Raw genomic sequence first — 16,036 nt, 5'->3', positions numbered from 1 at the left:
ATGGCTAATCACCACGCGAGACAATACGTTCAGCGTCCCTATCATAACTATCAGCTAATTCCCTTAATGTTAAAGCTAACCGTTGGTATCCAGCATTTTCAATTTCATCGGCTTGTTGCCTGTATTTGTCTGCAAGCGCTCTTTCAGGCTTAGCTTCTGGATCAACTGTATGAACCCCTCGTGAATTGAAAACTCCTGTACGATAACCATCTCTGAGACTAGAGCGCTCTCTACTATTCATTGCATTCGCTATCACTGGATGTATCCATAAACCATTGACTCCGGTAGGAGAATTGACCAGTACATCACCAAGCTGAATCAGTGCGACATCATAATGCCCAGATGCTTTTACGATCTCCTCCATTGTCGTTAGCCATTCTGAGAATGCTTCTGGGTTGAATTCCCCGTTTGATTGAGTACCTGGAACAGTGCGCCATGCTGAGAGCAAACGATACGCATTAGTGGCAATATTACGACTCTGTTCGGTTGGCTCTGCTGTATCAGCCTCAATATCCTTAGATCGATATATGAGCTGAATCAGCTCACAGAAGAAATCCGGAGTGGACGCTAACCTGTTTTCCAAGGTCACTGGCGAACCTTCAGAATGCTGATCCAACAACGAAACAAATGCCCACTCAACCTGAAAGAGTTTATCTTCGTCTGTTTCGCTATTATGTTGAAGGAACTTAATAATTTGCGTGATATAGTAACTATCGACTCTTCCTGCCTCATCTTCTGACTGCAAAAGCGCCAGTAGCGCCTCACAAGCTAGTTCAAGGTTTACATCCTTGTTATTAAATATATTTCTCGACAGTCCATTAATTACAGCACTTGGTCGTTCATGTTCAAGAAGCTTTACTAGTGCATACTCTGTGTCATCTTCAGTCTGGTAAGTATTAGCCTCTGTATTTCTCCAGTACTCGTACTCATTCTCGCCAAGTAACTGCGCAGCTCTTTCCCATGCGTTCTGATTAAAGGGCAAAACGCAGAGCAGGTTGGCTATCTGTTTGGGGGGCCATTCTGACTTGTCTATATCATCAAACCATTGCCAGTCACCTATTAATCTACGACGCCATGCGTATGAAGAGACCAAGGACCATTTCTTTTGCTCTTTCATATCGAGCCAGTCCGGCAGTAGCTTTGCATCAAAGTCCGGCCTGTTAAAATCCGCAAGCACCTGCCCGACTAGATAGGAATTTTTCACCATTGACGAAAACTCTAGCACTTTATCGATACCACCTTCAGCTAAAATATCCTCCACAGCAACCTTACGAATTTGGAATAGTTTCTCCTGCTCTTCTTGCCGATCACCATCACCTTCATAGAGGTAGGAATCTGATTCAGAGAACAACCTCCTATGTAACAGACTTGGAGTATTTGGTGCCAACCTAGTAGCAATCTCCTCCAATGGTAAAAGATGTTCATCCCCGAGTGACCATTCAGCCTCAGGGAAACGACGGTGACGTGCAATTAACTTGCGCAATCTGCTCCAGATAGGCAACCGCTCCTGTTCCAGCAAGTTTAAACAAGAGTCCGACAACAACCTGTTTCTCAACTCTTCCGATGCTGGTGATGGCAGATGGTCATAGTTTCCAGCCAGTAATGCGAGCTTTTCAATATCGAACTCTGCTTGCTCGACTATAAGCTCTGCGCAGAATCGAGATTGTTCCCAATACTCACCGTTTGTAACCCCTTTCTCCCAACCTTCAGGAAATATATTTCTCCAAACAGGTTTGTGGGTTCCCGAGGTTGTGGAGTGTTGGTTAGGCAACAAACTTTCTAACAGCTTCCATGCGACTTCCGGCTGTTCGGCACATATTGTTCTCAAAGCGACCTGTCGCTTCTCAATTGAAGCTAGTGTATGAGGCATCCATGGTAGAAAAATATCCGTTAAGGAATTTCCCGGCCTATTTGCCCAATTACCTCCTGGATCATGTGACGCTATCTCCGCTAGAACAACTGCTGCTCGACTAAGATAAACTTCATCCCAAGCAATACCTTCAAGTGCCCATAACAAGCCAGTTATATAATTTCTACCGAAAACGCCTGCGTCTTCTTGCTCGAATAAAGCCTCTAGTGGAGAGGGGCAGATGGCTATAGCATTCTCTACAGCGGAAAGAAATTCACCTGGATCAGCTTCAGAAAGAGTAGGAAGCAAGCTGTTGAGGCTCCCCCACCGCAGCCAATCACTATTTTCAAAGAGTTCACGGATAGATAATACGGCGATACTGTCAGCCTTACCTAGGCTGCAATTTGCGAGTGAAGCGTGTTGATTACCAATTAGTGCTAATGTTTCAACTAACCCCTCACGTAAATTGCTAGAGTATGGAAGCACCTTACCGTGAATGGCAGCCGCATATCGCTCATCACCAGGTAATTCAAACGCTGGATCATTGACACAAAGGACTTCTAATGCCGTACTTTTCAAAGTATCCAAATGGTCATCGAAAAGCCTGCCGCCTAAGTCTTGCCATGACCGTAAACGCTCCTTGAATTTCCACAGACCATTTTTGTAGGTTAAAGGAGTATCGTGAACCTGTAATGTTTCTCTCAAGTCAACTATCCAGTCACTATACTTTTCACCAACCATCTGACTGACCACTTCAAGGTCAGCTTCGTTAGACTCATTCCAACTACCAATTAACATTGCTAGAGCCAATTTAGAGGCTGAAGCATGTTGATTCCAATCTGTAACAATAGGTTCATCGGCTACTTCAGCTTCACCAACAGCGTCTTCCTTGGTAAAGCTCTTCGGGATATGGTTAATCTTAGGCTCTCTAAAATGACCGACCAAATCCTCAGATAGCGTTTCAGTTGTGATTGTTCCAGCATACTGATTGAAATCTTGGACTTCGCTGAGAATTTGATACCAAATTTTATCTGGTATGTCTTTATTAAACTGGGAAATGTGCGACTGTAATAGAGACGAAACAACACTTCCCTTTTTGGCTAGATCGTAGCCAAGCAAGTGGAAGTGCTTTAGAAATTCATATAAGTCGGCGTTGTTAACATCACGCCCTCCATTGGCGGCCTTTAACTGCACTTTAAAAGCTTCAAGCTTAACTCTAACTGTATCCGAGCAGAAATTAGCACGGGCAACTTGAGTGAAAAACTCCTCAGCATCACGGGTGTGGCGAGCCTGTTCCAATAGGCCATTTACTCCATCAGTGTCAGTTGCATTAATCGGCCCAGTGATCAACGCGATGATATCTTTTCCTTTAGTAAAGACATCTGTGGTGTTGAAGTCATTCCATGCAGCCTGAACAACTTCGGCAAAAAGCGAACTTTTAGCGGTGATCGCAATAGAATTTTTAACTTGCCCGAGTAATCGACGTCGTTCGTTATTTGCTGGATTCTCAACAAACACAATCAGGTCATCCGTACCATATCCTGAAACTGCACCTTGTAATTTAATCTCGACAATTGGCCATGCGGGTAAGCAAGGTGCATAGCCACCACTTAACATTAAGGTGACAAATGTGGCCTGAATATTAGCCTCAAACCTTGAACCACCACTACCAGTTGAAAAAGGGTTACTAAGCTGTTTCCCGTCTTGTGCCATTATTATTTATTCCCTCTTTTCCGATGTCCCCTCACTCTGGTAGGCAGTTTACTAACAATAAAAAAGCTAAAGCAATGTAACCGCAAGTAATTATTGTAAAAATTCTAGCTAAAACAGTTTGGGGCAAATCCATCGAAGCGATATGCACTTGCTTATCTTCGATGATTCGCCTTAGTCGTTTCCAGTCTTCTGCTGTCAAACGAGTTAGGCGGCCTACTTGCTCAATGAATAGAACACATCCCTTGTTAGCTTCATCCAATAGACGCGCAAGCTCATTAATATACAACCTTGCACCTATCTAATTTTCGATGAACCAACCTAAAACAGAGTGTTTTATGTTTTTCAAAAAGTCAGTCATAGGCTCTTTAGCACGAGTTGTGTCTTGGCTGTTAGTCGGTGCTCTTAAGCAACGAGTATCTGCATTATTATTTTCTATCACATAACTAGGTCAGCAACTCAAATGATAGAGATATTACGCTAAAGGCTAGGTGATAAAGAAAAGCCCTAACGTATGGCTAGGGCTTTATTATCAATGGTATTAAACAGGCCAATTCCAATCAATGTATTGCTGTAGCTGTTCGGCAAGCTCCTCTGAAGCAGCACCGTCTACGTGATATGCGTGATAGCCGTACGTTTTTCCTGATGGAATTTTGGTAAATGTCGTTGCTTGATAAGGGTCAAATACTGGAGTAACACCGATTGATTGAATATCAGTATTGATGGTCTTTAGCCATGTAACCATGATTGTTTTAGCGCCAGTGCGTTCGACGTACTTACGAGCAGCTTCAAGTGACCAGCCTTTTGTGCAGATATCGTCAACTAGCAAAACTGTTTTATTGCGCTTTAGTGGAGCATTTACGTAAGGGTTTTTGTAGTTCTTTGTTGGTAGCTTGTTCAGCTTAATAGTGTTGAGCTGATTATGGTGGTCAATCACAATGCCAGCATTACGCGCATTCTGGGATTTGGTCGCTGTCGTGTGACGCTCAATCAAATCATGCAAATAGCCCTTGTTGAAGCATTTGCCGAAAGTCATAAGATCATCGTTCATCTTGTCGTTGCCAACTCCTGCTTTATGGCTAGGGTAGGCAGCAATGAAATCAATACGCTGATGAATGCCAGTAAAGTACATACTACTAACTAGCGCGCCTAGCCAGAAGTCAACATCACCTTGACCGAACTTAGCTGCTGCACGTCCATTTTCAGAGTACTTTCTGAACTCTGGCTTGTACGTACTGAACGGAGCTAACGCGTAGTACTCAAAGTCACCGTCTTTGACCTCATGACTCCAGAAGTGCTCACGTAGACAAAGCGTATCAATGAAGCGAGCAAGTTCTTTCGGTTCGCTAAACTCGAAGCCGTAGTCAGTATTATTACTGTACCAAGTCGCACGCAAGAACAGAATCTTGCCATTTACAGCAGTGCGCATATCATCGTCGCTACTGCCGATATAGATAACTTCGTTAGATTCCCACTTCATTTCATCAAGAACGTACTGAGTTGCTGCTGCGCGTGGCTTAGGCGGAATCTTGGAGTCACGCTGTCGAGTAAAGATTGCTAGGTCTTTAAAATGCTTCTCGAACTCGTCGTAAAGGTCTTTTTTGTTGCCGTCGTTATCCGTAAGTGTCCAAGCTCGGTTAGCAAGTAACACAGGCTTAACCCCACGAAGTGTAAAGAAAGCCATTAATTTCTCTACCTCAGCGAACACGTCTGTTTTAATCTTACCGTCGGTGTTAATAAGCGTATCTTCTACGCTGAGAATCACACCTTTTAGCTGTTTAGCAGCCATGCAAACTCCTTACAAATCCATTGAAAGTTGACCTTGTTCGCCTTGTGCTGGTGACGGTTCGCTTTCTTCAGGTTGTTTTAAAAACTCGATTAAATCACTGGATTGGTCAGGGACGCTGAATACTTGCCCGCGTTTATATGCACTGACCGCTTTTATTTCTGCATTTTCTAAATCTGATTGATAGAGATACGGCATTACTAGGAATCGACCGTAGTCTTTTGTGAAGTTCACTGTATGAGCCGTACCACTCTTAATCTTCCACTCGACGGGCACTGTAACTTGAGCAAGGCTTGCTTGAATGCGATTGCGGCGCACAAAGTTATGTGCGCTGTAGCTTTGACCTATCAAATACTCAGTAACAATCGCACCACCATTAGCCACTATTTCAGCTCGTAAGTGTTCAGAACCACGAGGGTAGTTGCTATCAATACCAGTACCGAGAACAGCAATCGTCGGCACACCAAAACGCATTGATTCAACGTGAGCTTTCTGGTCAATACCGTCAGCAAGGCCACTTACTGATGCAAGTCCTTGATTAGCCATAGCTGAAACAATATATTTCGTTAGCCAGAGTCCGTCTTCGGTAGATTTTCTACTGCCAACTATCGCAATAGACGGCTGGTGAAGCGTTCGGTAGTTACCCTCAACGAATAACCACATCGGCGGCTCAGGTGTGTTCTTCAACTGCTGCGGAAAGGTGTCTTGGTCATGGAAGAAAATACGAACGTTCTTTTTGGTGAAATCACGTGCAAGCTCAAGCCCCTTATTCCACAAGTCAAGCTTGAACTGCATCCACGATTCGTCTGACTCTTTAATAGAGTCATCTAGCTTCTTGTGAAGCATCTTTTCGAAGTGCTCAACGTCGTCTGTTTTAATCAGTTTTCTAAAGCTGATTTTTTGAGCCGCGATTTTATACAAGGTTCTAAAGCCGATGCCGTGTATAGACTGTAACGCTAGAAACGCAACGGTTTCAGCTTTCCAGTAATCCTGCTCATTTTCCATTTCAAATACCTTGCTATAGCTGGGCTGCGCCCGATTTTCGTACTGAGAGCGGTGGGTTTAAAGCTGGATTGAATGCCGAAGACAAATCGCTCTTATTGCTTCCATCTTCCTGATTTATATTGCATATAGCAAGTGGCCAACCGACAAAAGCATGAACATTTTGTTCTAGAGAAATAATTTTACAGGTAGGCGTTTCGTGTACGTGATATATTAGTTCGACATGAGTGCGGATGAGTAGCTGGGTTTGGCTTAAGTGACAAGTAGAGTGAGGTGGTGATTTGTTGCCGGGAATAGGTGCTGTCTTAACGTTAGAGTATCCTCCTCATTCACGCCTAAACTGTTACCAGAGTAAACACGTCTTGGGGCAGAAATAATTCACGAAACAGGTTGTTTCGCAATTGTGCAAGGACCTCTTGCACAATTGAGTCCGAGAGTTTGTCCAACAGCCTGTTGGGCAATTGGGAAACAGCTTGTTTCACAAATAAATCTCATGATGGTCTCTTGCGTTCTAAACATGCCTTGGGGCACAGGCTTTTCAGAAGAAAAGCCTGTTTCAGCTCCTGTCAGCAGTCTGTTTTCTCAGACAACCTCAGAGCGTCTTCTAGCTCAACGCCAAGGTATCGAATTGTGTTATCTAGCTTCGAATGTCCAAGTAAAATCTGTACGGCCCTGATATTTTTCGTTCTGGCATAGATTAAAGTGGCTTTGGTGCGGCGCATGGAATGAGTGCCGTAATAGTCAGCATTCAGTCCCAGTTTTGCAGCCCAAACCCTGATAATTGAACGATAGAATGAGTAGCTGATAGGTTGCCCAAAGCGTCGGCTACTCGGGAATAGAAAACTGCTTGCCTCTAGGGATGCTGCAAAAATCCATCGGCTAATACTTTGCTGTGTCCTCGGAGTAATCTCATAGTGGACATCGGTTCCAGTTTTTTGCTGGATGCACTGAACCCTTTCATAGATAACTCCTTGCGAAGAAACATCGTAAACGTGTAGCTTTAGCAAATCACTCGCTCTTAACTTGCTATCTATAGCTAGGTTCAGTAGTGCGAGCTGCATCAGATCATTTTCAATCTCCAGCTTAGTTCTGATCCGCCAGGTTTCTTCAAGCTTAAATGGCCTTTTGATGCCACTGCATTTTCCAGAAGATAACTTTCTCATGATGACCTCCTCTCAGTGTTTTTGGTCAACATGAAGTTTGGCAGTCACATTTCGTAGGGTTTAGGAAGATCTGAAACGTCGGTGGACAATTCTGAGTTACAAAGAGGCGATTGGTGAAAGTTCAAAGTAAGGGTTCATTTACTGATAATTACACATCGTTTACGCTGATTTACATTACATGACTTAGTATATGCGCCAATTATTCAACTAGCTCAACATATTGATTTGCTGAGACTAAAAACTATACTCAAGTTTCATACTTACCACTGGATCTCTATTGATGATTATAAACAATCAAGTATTCGCTCTTTTATCTATCGCCCTGCTTTTGACTGGTTGTTCTCCATCCTCAGACCTAACAGTTAGTGGAAACATCAATGATTACAAGGGTTCAGCTAGCATTACTCAAGGTCTTGCAAAAACAGTAGATACGAATCTTTTTGAGTGTGCAAATGGTCGAAGTCGTGTGGCAGGTATCGGTCAGATTGTTGATGCTGACGGGAAAGTATGGACAGTTCCTGCTCAAAACCATTTCACAACTGCACCAAAAGCTGTCGATCTTTATGAAGAGTGCGCCAATATCACACCTGATAGCATAGCTGATGTGGATGAAGAGTCTGTCCCTGTGGCTGTTATTGACTCAGACGGTGAAGAGATCACAGGTTACATCTTTGCTGACAACTATTTCGAGTTATATATTAATGGTCAGCTTGTTGCAGTAGACACGGTACCTTTCACACCCTTTAACTCTAGTATCGTCAAGTTCAAAGTAAATAAGCCATACACAATTGCTGTAAAAGTAATCGATTGGGAAGAAAGCTTAGGTTTAGGTACAGAAGATAATCGTGGCAAGGCTTTCCATCCAGGTGATGGCGGCTTTATCGCAAGCTTTAGTGACGGCACTGTGACGGGTTCAGACTGGCAAGCACAGACATTCTATACTGCGCCAATCTATGATCTTAGCTGCTTAAGTGAAGTTGATAGTAAGCGCTTATCGGAGAGTTGCACAACTGAAGGCACTGATAACGGTGAAAATGCTTATGCAGCTCATTGGGAAACTCCAAGTGGCTGGATGGCAAAAGACTTCGATGCAGCTTCATGGCCTCAAGCTACTGAGTATTCAGAAGATGAAATTGGTGTAAATAATAAAAAATCTTACATGAATTTTATTGATAAATTCGGCGGTGTTGGAGCAAGCTTCATCTGGTCAACAAATGTTGTTTTGGATAATGAAGTTCTACTAAGATACGAAGTGAAATAGCTTTCGTCTCTAGCCTCTAAAAGCAGTTATGTCAAAATTGATCAGGCATAGCTGCTTACTTTTTTCATTCGTTGATTCTGCTACATCTTTCCTTTCCTGACTCATAATGGGGCAAAAGTTTGTCAGCGGCATTGCTAAATTAGTATTTAACGGATTATTTTGGGTATCGTAAACCCTCTAACCTAGAGGCCAAACTTATGCATCCACTACACTGATGAAACATAGCTTTTATTATCATATGATAGAACGTTTAAGGCTCGATTTCTTCCTGCTTTGTTACGCTTTAGACTCGAGTAGCTCATATATCTCTTGAGCGATTTCATCAATTGTATGAGTTGCAGTGCTACGAGCGACTTTGTCAGCTAAAGATGGACTAAAATCGACAACTTGCTGTTTGGTGATAGTGTGCCAAATAGGCAGAAGAACCTGTTCGCCTGATACTGTTCTTGTGACAATCCCATCGAGTTCGTAGTTAGTCCAACCTTTTTTAATAAAGGATGGAGATAAAACCACTAAACCTACACGGCTATTAGCTAACCCTTTATCAATTTTCTGTCTTAGACTATCACCAATCCTAAGTGTCATTTCATCAAACCAAACATTTAGACCCTTGGCAATTAAAGCGTTTGCCAAAGGGCGAACTAAATCATCTTTATCTTCGGATGCATGAGATATGAATACATCGTGAGTTTCACCACCAGACTCAAGAGAAGGAGGAACATTATCCCTAACTAGACTAGGAACTTCTGATAATGGTCGTTCTTGTATTTCAGGTAACATTCCTGGAAGTGTTCTCACGGATGCTTTTGTTGAGCCTCGAAGTCCTTGCATATCTACAGCAACGTACCATCGACCTGAACTTGTAACTTGAAGGTTTACAGGTGATCGCTTAGCTAGCCCGCCAATAAACCTATGCTTTCTTCCGCTTTTGTAATTATTAAACTCTGAACTAGTCATTAACCTTACATTGGCACCACTTGTTAGTGTCACCTCAACAATCTCACCCCGTTTGAGGTTTCCTAGGTCGAACTGTAAAAAATTCATTGGTATCCTTATTTATACATTGAGCCTTACTAAGCCGTATTCCACAGATGTATGATGCAATCTTTACTTTAAGCATAATATCAACAAGTTAGAATGCGTGCTGAAATATTGCACTGTTCTGTGAGAGGTAATTTATGGGCGTGTTGAATTCGGATAACTTTTAGTATGGCAAAATAACATTAACAGGTTGTGAATGAGTATCGGCTCTGGCTCATAATGGGGCATTTCTGAGTTATCGGCCTTCCTAAATTAGCAATTAATGAATAACCCTTATTTATAGAAAGCAGCTTTGTCTAGTGCTGACTGTGTCGAATAGGTTTGCACATTCCGAATTAGCAGAGCTGACAGTCTCCTTATAATGGAGACGTGTCTCATTAGAATGTAACTCAGCTCGCTTTGGACTGATATGCTTTAATTCGCTGGATGGTTAAGGTTCGCTTATGTTTGTTTTTTATTTGTATATGACATAACTCAAGCGTTAGTCCGAAAACCATAGCAAAGTACACATAGCCTTTATTGATATGAATGGCTAGCCCTTCCGCCATCAACAACCCTCCTAATAAAACCAAAAACAGTAAAGCCAGCGTTTTAAATCCTGGGTAACGAATAACCAAGTTGTTAATTTTTTCCGCTGTTAAAATCATAAAAATCGCGGATGTCAAAATAGCGGCTATCATAACGGGCACTTCAGATGTTAAGCCGACAGCGGTTATAACTGAATCCATTGAAAAAACGGCATCTACCGCTACAATCTGGAGAAGTACGATGGCTAGTCCAGTCCTAGCTTGAGTCGAATATGACGATGGTGTATGTCTTAACCATGACCAAAGTTCTTTCGCACTTTTAGCTAACAAAAAACCACCACCCAATATCATAATAATATCTCGCCCGGTGAACGTTGTATGGGCGAAGCTCAGCAAAGGATTAGTCAGAGACATCACCCACGAAATAGAAAGTACAAGACCTATTCGCGTTAACACCGCCAGACCAATACCTAAATTACGTGCAACTTTGCGTTGCTGTTCGGGAAGCCGCTCACATAGAACAGAAATGAAGACGACATTATCGACACCCAAAACAATTTCAAGAATCAATAAAGTTGCAAATACTACCCAGATTTCGGGTTGTAGAAAGAGCTCTAGCATGTGCTTATCTCCTTAATACAAGAAGACAATGGGATAAAGCGGCACCTAACGGGGTCGTCCATAGAAGTAATTTACCTCTTTGTTTAGAAATGTTGGATTAAGAGTCAGAATTCAATTTAATAACGCTAGTTTTTAATGTGTTATCTATTTTATTGTTGAACTCAATATTTAACATCGGATGTTTATGTGGTAGTGACTGGATGTCGTTGGCAAGTATGCAAAACTGATCAAAGCCAAGGGGGTCTAAATGATTGACCTGTGAAATAGGCCAACCATTGTACTTCTCTTTACTAATCATGTATCGATGATTGCTTGAAGTTAGATTGATAAATCACGAGTTACTTGACTGCATATTTTGATTAAGCGGAAAAGCCACCGTCGATCATCAAATCAGCACCAGTGATGTAACCCGCTTCTGAGCTAGCGACGAATGCTACTAAGCTAGCAATCTCCTCAACTTGACCATAACGACCAAGTGCACCGATAGCTTTTACAGGCTCTGAAGTATCGCCATTGTCTGGGTTTAAGTCGGTATCTACCGGACCAGGTAAAATGTTGTTGACTGTAATACCTCTAGGGCCTAGATCGCGAGAGAGACCTTTGGCCAATCCGGTTAGTGCAGACTTGCTCATTCCATATATAGAACCGCCAGCAAAAGGAATGCGCTGAGCGTTCGTACTACTGATATTGATTATTCTGCCGTTATTATTCATATGCTTCGCGGCTTCATGAATAGACACAAACACACTTCGTACGTTGGTATTGATGGTCTTGTCCCAATCATCCATCGTCAAATTTTCAATACTGTCCCAGATCAGCGTACCTGAGTTGTTTACGACAATATCAATTTGACCAAGTTGTTCTATGGTTTCGCTGATTGCATTTTTGATATCTTCAGGCTTAGTGCTATCCGCCTTTATTGCGATGACTTTGCTACCTTGTGAAGTTAAGTTCTCAGCAAGCGCTTTAGCTTTTTCGTGGGATGACACAAATGTAAAAGCTACGGACGCTCCCTCCAATGCCAATCTCTCAACAATTGCGGCACCAATACCGCGACTGCCACCTTGGATAAAAGCGACCTTACCTTTGAATCTATTGAAGTTATTCATCATGTTTACCTTAATTGAAAATCGATGTAATCATCTCGTTGATGTACACAGAATAATCGATTCACATTCGCTTATTAAGTCCATATAATGACGAACATAAAGTCCTTAGGGGAATCAATTGATGTTAAAAAGCCAGTTTGTGGAAGTTCGTCACTTTGTCACCGTTGCGCAGTTGGGGAGTTTTACCCTTGCGGCTCAAGCTCTTGGAATGACCGGTTCAGCTTTAAGTAAAAGCGTTGCTCGACTAGAAAAACAGCTAGGCACCAAACTCCTTCATCGAACAACTCGACGCATCGCGTTAACCAATGATGGGGATTCCTATTTAGCCGACTGCCTTAAAGCGATGACCATTTTAGAGGAAGCAGAGAAGCGCTTAAGCAATCAACAGTTATTGCCATCAGGGCGTGTGCGTATAGATTTACCCGCAGTTCTCGGTAGAAGAGCAATCCTACCCAAGTTGCTAGAATTAACGTCCAAGTTCGAGCAATTAGATCTATCTATTACCTTTAATGACCGTCCTACGGATTTAGTCAGTGACGGGATTGATCTTGCGATCCGCGTTGGGCACTTAGAAAACTCGGGCGATATTGTTGCACGTAAAATAGGGGAGCAAAAAAGGGTGATATGTGCCTCTCCCTCTTATTTAGCAACGCGAGCACCTATTACCAAAAAAGAAGATATTGCTCAACATGATTGCATCGTCGGTTGGCCTATAGGACAAAGGCATAGTTGGCTGCTGAAAAATGCTAAAGGGGCAACCGAATCTGTTGATATTTCAGCACGTCATGAGATAGCTGACTGTGAAGGTATTTTGCAATCGACTTTATCTGGTGCAGGTTTAGCTCAACTACCAGTATGGTTAGTGAAGCAATACCTTGATGATGGGCAATTATGCCCTGTATTAGAGAAATTCAATGGCGAAGGAGCACCCATCAGTATTGTTTGGCTAAAAACACCTTACATTCTGCCTAAAATAAGAGTCATCATAGATGAAATCATTGCATTATCGAGCCGTCATCCGGATATTTTTGAGGCTTCTTTGTAATGTTGACTAATCGAAGCACGACATTGCAGGTCATTTGGGTGTTATTGTGTTTTAGATAATCCAACGATATTGAGGTCACTATCAAAGTTTGATAGTGGCCTCAATCATCATAAAACCTACATACTAGCTAACAATATTTACATTTGTCTTAGGTATCGCGCAGCAAGCTAGGGCCATTCCTTTCGCCTTATCACTGTCTTCAATTCCTGGGGCATCGGGCTGGTAAACCTCTCCTGATTTCACAGTGACTTTGCAGGCGCCGCAGAAACCAGCTCTGCAGTTATTCGAAATAGAAAGCCCTGCTGATTCAGCTTGCTCCAGAACGGTGCGCTGGTTGCTTCCTTCAAACACGACACCATCAAGGTTGATTTGAACCCTTTTCTCGCTCCCGTCCGCCACTCTTGCAACGCCAAATGTCTCTTGATGGTACTGTTCTTCGGGCAGCCCACTCTCTATCATCAAGCGCTTTACACTCTCCATGAAACCACTAGGACCACATACAAAAACTTGACGTTTGTGAAACTCTGAAATTTGATTTAAATGAGTACGACTAAAATGCCCCTTTTCGCCTAGCCAATCAGTTGATGGCTCGCTAAGGGCTAGAGTCACAGTGACATTGGCGTGTTGTTTTTCTAGCATAAGGAGCTCTTCCATGAATGGAATATCCGCTTTCGTCAAACATTGATGATAAAACGCAATATCACGCGTGTCTCGTTGGTCTGTCAAATACCGAAGCATAGCGATCATGGGCGTCACACCGCTACCGGCAGAAAGCAGCAACAGCGGCTCATTCGATTCTTTAGTAATATGAAAAGTGCCTTTGGGTTGATCCGCAATAATGGTATGGCCAACTTGTAAGTGGTTGAACAACCAGTTGGAAACTTCACCACCATGGACTCGTTTCACTGAAATCGACAAACGTTCTGGCCGAGAGGGGCTAGATGACAGCGTATACATTCGTTTGGTCAGTTTGCCATTGACCGTGATCTCAATAGGGAGGTGTTGTCCCGCTTTATACCCAGGCAGCATGCCGTTTTTAGGCTCAAACCAAAATGTCTCGAAGTTTCTTGCTGTAGGTTCTCTTTCAACACAAATCAACTCTTGTTTTTTGGCGTCGAGATCTTCATAAAACTCCTTGGATTTATACTCAAGCACTTCGATAGCATCATTGATGGAGATAACACCTTCGTTTTTCGCTACAAGGTTTTGCCCGAAAAATATTTTGCCTTGCTCGTTGGCTCTAAAGCGTGAAAAGCTCGTCAATGGCTCTTTACTGGCCCTAAATTCTCCATTTTCCAGATCAAGTGTCGTTAAAATGCACCGCTCACACGGCTCTACAATTTCAAATTCAACGTCACCTATCTTGATACGCTTCCATGAGTCTTCGATAAAAGGTTCGTTTGATTGCACCACGAGGTTAGTACGAAACTGTTCCATGGTGTGGACTTCGCTGCTGCGTCTATTCAGCTCCGCTAATGAGCCAGAGCTAATCAGCAAGATAGGAAAACCGTCGGCAAAGCTCACATTATGACCAAGGTTTTCTCTCATGCGGTTAGATTGCTCGCCAGTAAACAGTAACTCAACTCGCTTCCCTATCACTTGGCTAAACCAGTCATTTGCTTCATCGGTTGTTGTGTAGGCTGAAAAGCGGTCCCTCCAAACACTGGTATCTGTAGCCTGCATTTTAAAATTAGAATAGTGTAGTTTTAGTGGTTCCATCCCGGGGTAAGAAAAAATGATACCGGTTGGCAGTAGACTAGAACTCACTTGAACCATATTTGGATACTGACGCGCCGTCACCATGGTTGGGTATTTAGCCGAAGCGGAGACATCATCACCAGTTAACGCCAACATAAAGCGACGATCAAAAACAAGGCCTTGCTTTTCGAGCCATGAAGAAGAGAGAGAAAGCCCGCCAATGGATTTGACTGGATAGATATTAATTTGGGAAAGTACGGTAGGATTTACCACAATGTTACCCTTTATTATTGTGCTGATTTATTGAACCGCAAGGAACGGTTTTAACGACCTAACAAGGCCGATGGTTTATCTTGTGAGAAGGTAGGTTGTTTCGCGATTTAAGCATGAAGCGCATCAAAGCCAACGCATTCAATGCCACTTTTTCTTAGCCAGAGAGAGAACTCATCGCTGGTTAAAATCTTCCACTCTTCAACACGAGCATGGGTATAACTAGAGATGTCCTCTAGCTCTTCAGTTAGCGTCCTTGCTGGGTGGCACATTAATTCAATCGTACTGTTAGGCATGCTGTATTGATAAGCCAGCAATACTGCTTTGAGGTATTCAATATTGACACCTTCTGCATGAAAGCCCATATCAAACGCATCTGGGGTAGGAACCGACAATAAGTTTTGACCCCGTATAAAGCTATCAATACGCCTGACGGGGAGGCCTATTTCATTGGCTGCTTGTGTAAAACCTATTTTAAGAGGGCGATAGGCACCAGCAAAATGGTGGCTATCGATATGATTAATATTAAATCCCGCGTCTAAAGCCGCTTGATATTGCGCCATACACTCTCTAAAGACTTCATCAGAAGACACATCAGATTTATTAAACAGGGTCTTTCTATCAAAAAAATGACCATTCTCGTCAACCAGTGTTGGAATTAATTTAGGGGACGATATTGATTTACCTGATGTCACTGTAAAATGCAGTCCAACTTCATGAATAAGACCACGTTGATAGAGTTGTGACGCGTGAGAGACACCAGGTTGGTTCATCATTATGGTGGTCGATTTTACGGTTCCGGCACGAAAACAATCCGCAATCCCCAAGTTCACCGACTCCGTCAGCCCGAAATCATCAGCATTTAAAATAAGTTTCATCGTATCTCATCCACGTTATATCTTATCGATTCTCGTAATAGCGTTATCAGCTCCGATTCCCTTCTTGATTGAGTCA

General features: G+C 42.7%; 11 protein-coding genes. 2 read left to right on the top strand and 9 right to left on the bottom strand.

What is annotated here, in order from left to right:
• Nucleotides 1–4: 4 nt before the first annotated feature.
• The 4 genes from L8S15_RS13690 to L8S15_RS13675 all read right to left on the bottom strand — a co-directional run bounded on the left by L8S15_RS13690 (nucleotide 5) and on the right by L8S15_RS13675 (nucleotide 7,510).
• Nucleotides 5–3,562, bottom strand: coding sequence for a hypothetical protein (locus L8S15_RS13690; RefSeq protein ID WP_210499765.1), 3,558 nt, complete (start codon nucleotides 3,560–3,562; stop codon nucleotides 5–7).
• Between the two features lie 538 nt (nucleotides 3,563–4,100).
• The gene (locus tag L8S15_RS13685; RefSeq protein WP_016795512.1) at nucleotides 4,101–5,348 is read right to left on the bottom strand and encodes a hypothetical protein; all 1,248 of its coding nucleotides are present in this window, start codon (nucleotides 5,346–5,348) and stop codon (nucleotides 4,101–4,103) included.
• 9 nt (nucleotides 5,349–5,357) lie between these two features.
• Nucleotides 5,358–6,350, bottom strand: a complete 993-nt coding sequence (locus tag L8S15_RS13680) for a DNA-processing protein DprA (RefSeq protein WP_016795513.1) — start codon at nucleotides 6,348–6,350, stop codon at nucleotides 5,358–5,360.
• 563 nt (nucleotides 6,351–6,913) lie between these two features.
• On the bottom strand, nucleotides 6,914–7,510 hold the full coding sequence (locus L8S15_RS13675) for a tyrosine-type recombinase/integrase (protein ID WP_016795514.1): 597 nt from the start codon (nucleotides 7,508–7,510) through the stop codon (nucleotides 6,914–6,916).
• A gap of 280 nt (nucleotides 7,511–7,790) precedes the next feature.
• Here L8S15_RS13675 and L8S15_RS13670 point away from each other — a divergent pair, with 280 nt between their 5' ends.
• Entirely contained in the window at nucleotides 7,791–8,771 is a 981-nt protein-coding gene (locus L8S15_RS13670) for a hypothetical protein (protein ID WP_016795515.1), read from the top strand.
• A gap of 276 nt (nucleotides 8,772–9,047) precedes the next feature.
• Here L8S15_RS13670 and L8S15_RS13665 read toward each other — a convergent pair whose 3' ends face one another.
• The 3 genes from L8S15_RS13665 to L8S15_RS13655 all read right to left on the bottom strand — a co-directional run bounded on the left by L8S15_RS13665 (nucleotide 9,048) and on the right by L8S15_RS13655 (nucleotide 12,069).
• Entirely contained in the window at nucleotides 9,048–9,815 is a 768-nt protein-coding gene (locus L8S15_RS13665; RefSeq protein WP_210499766.1) for a DUF1883 domain-containing protein, read from the bottom strand.
• 386 nt (nucleotides 9,816–10,201) lie between these two features.
• Nucleotides 10,202–10,960 carry a TerC family protein gene (locus tag L8S15_RS13660; RefSeq protein ID WP_016792126.1) on the bottom strand — a complete coding sequence of 253 codons (759 nt, stop codon included), beginning with the start codon at nucleotides 10,958–10,960 and terminating at the stop codon, nucleotides 10,202–10,204.
• Between the two features lie 359 nt (nucleotides 10,961–11,319).
• Nucleotides 11,320–12,069, bottom strand: a complete 750-nt coding sequence (locus tag L8S15_RS13655; protein WP_280573601.1) for a 3-oxoacyl-ACP reductase family protein — start codon at nucleotides 12,067–12,069, stop codon at nucleotides 11,320–11,322.
• Between the two features lie 121 nt (nucleotides 12,070–12,190).
• On the opposite strand from L8S15_RS13655, the gene L8S15_RS13650 reads away from it, so the two are divergent.
• Nucleotides 12,191–13,114, top strand: a complete 924-nt coding sequence (locus L8S15_RS13650) for a LysR family transcriptional regulator (protein ID WP_017057680.1) — start codon at nucleotides 12,191–12,193, stop codon at nucleotides 13,112–13,114.
• A 123-nt stretch (nucleotides 13,115–13,237) separates the two neighbouring features.
• Here L8S15_RS13650 and L8S15_RS13645 read toward each other — a convergent pair whose 3' ends face one another.
• Nucleotides 13,238–15,085, bottom strand: a complete 1,848-nt coding sequence (locus L8S15_RS13645; RefSeq protein WP_210449928.1) for a hybrid-cluster NAD(P)-dependent oxidoreductase — start codon at nucleotides 15,083–15,085, stop codon at nucleotides 13,238–13,240.
• Nucleotides 15,086–15,192: 107 nt separating this feature from the next.
• On the bottom strand, nucleotides 15,193–15,960 hold the full coding sequence (locus tag L8S15_RS13640; protein ID WP_016792130.1) for a carbohydrate deacetylase: 768 nt from the start codon (nucleotides 15,958–15,960) through the stop codon (nucleotides 15,193–15,195).
• Nucleotides 15,961–16,036: the final 76 nt, after the last annotated feature.

This window comes from Vibrio sp. S/42/10 (genome assembly GCF_029890535.1).
GTDB classification, from domain to species: Bacteria; Pseudomonadota; Gammaproteobacteria; order Enterobacterales; family Vibrionaceae; genus Vibrio; species Vibrio cyclitrophicus.
The sequence above is the reverse complement of the archived record's forward strand: the minus strand, read 5'-3'. Positions and strand labels throughout refer to the sequence as shown.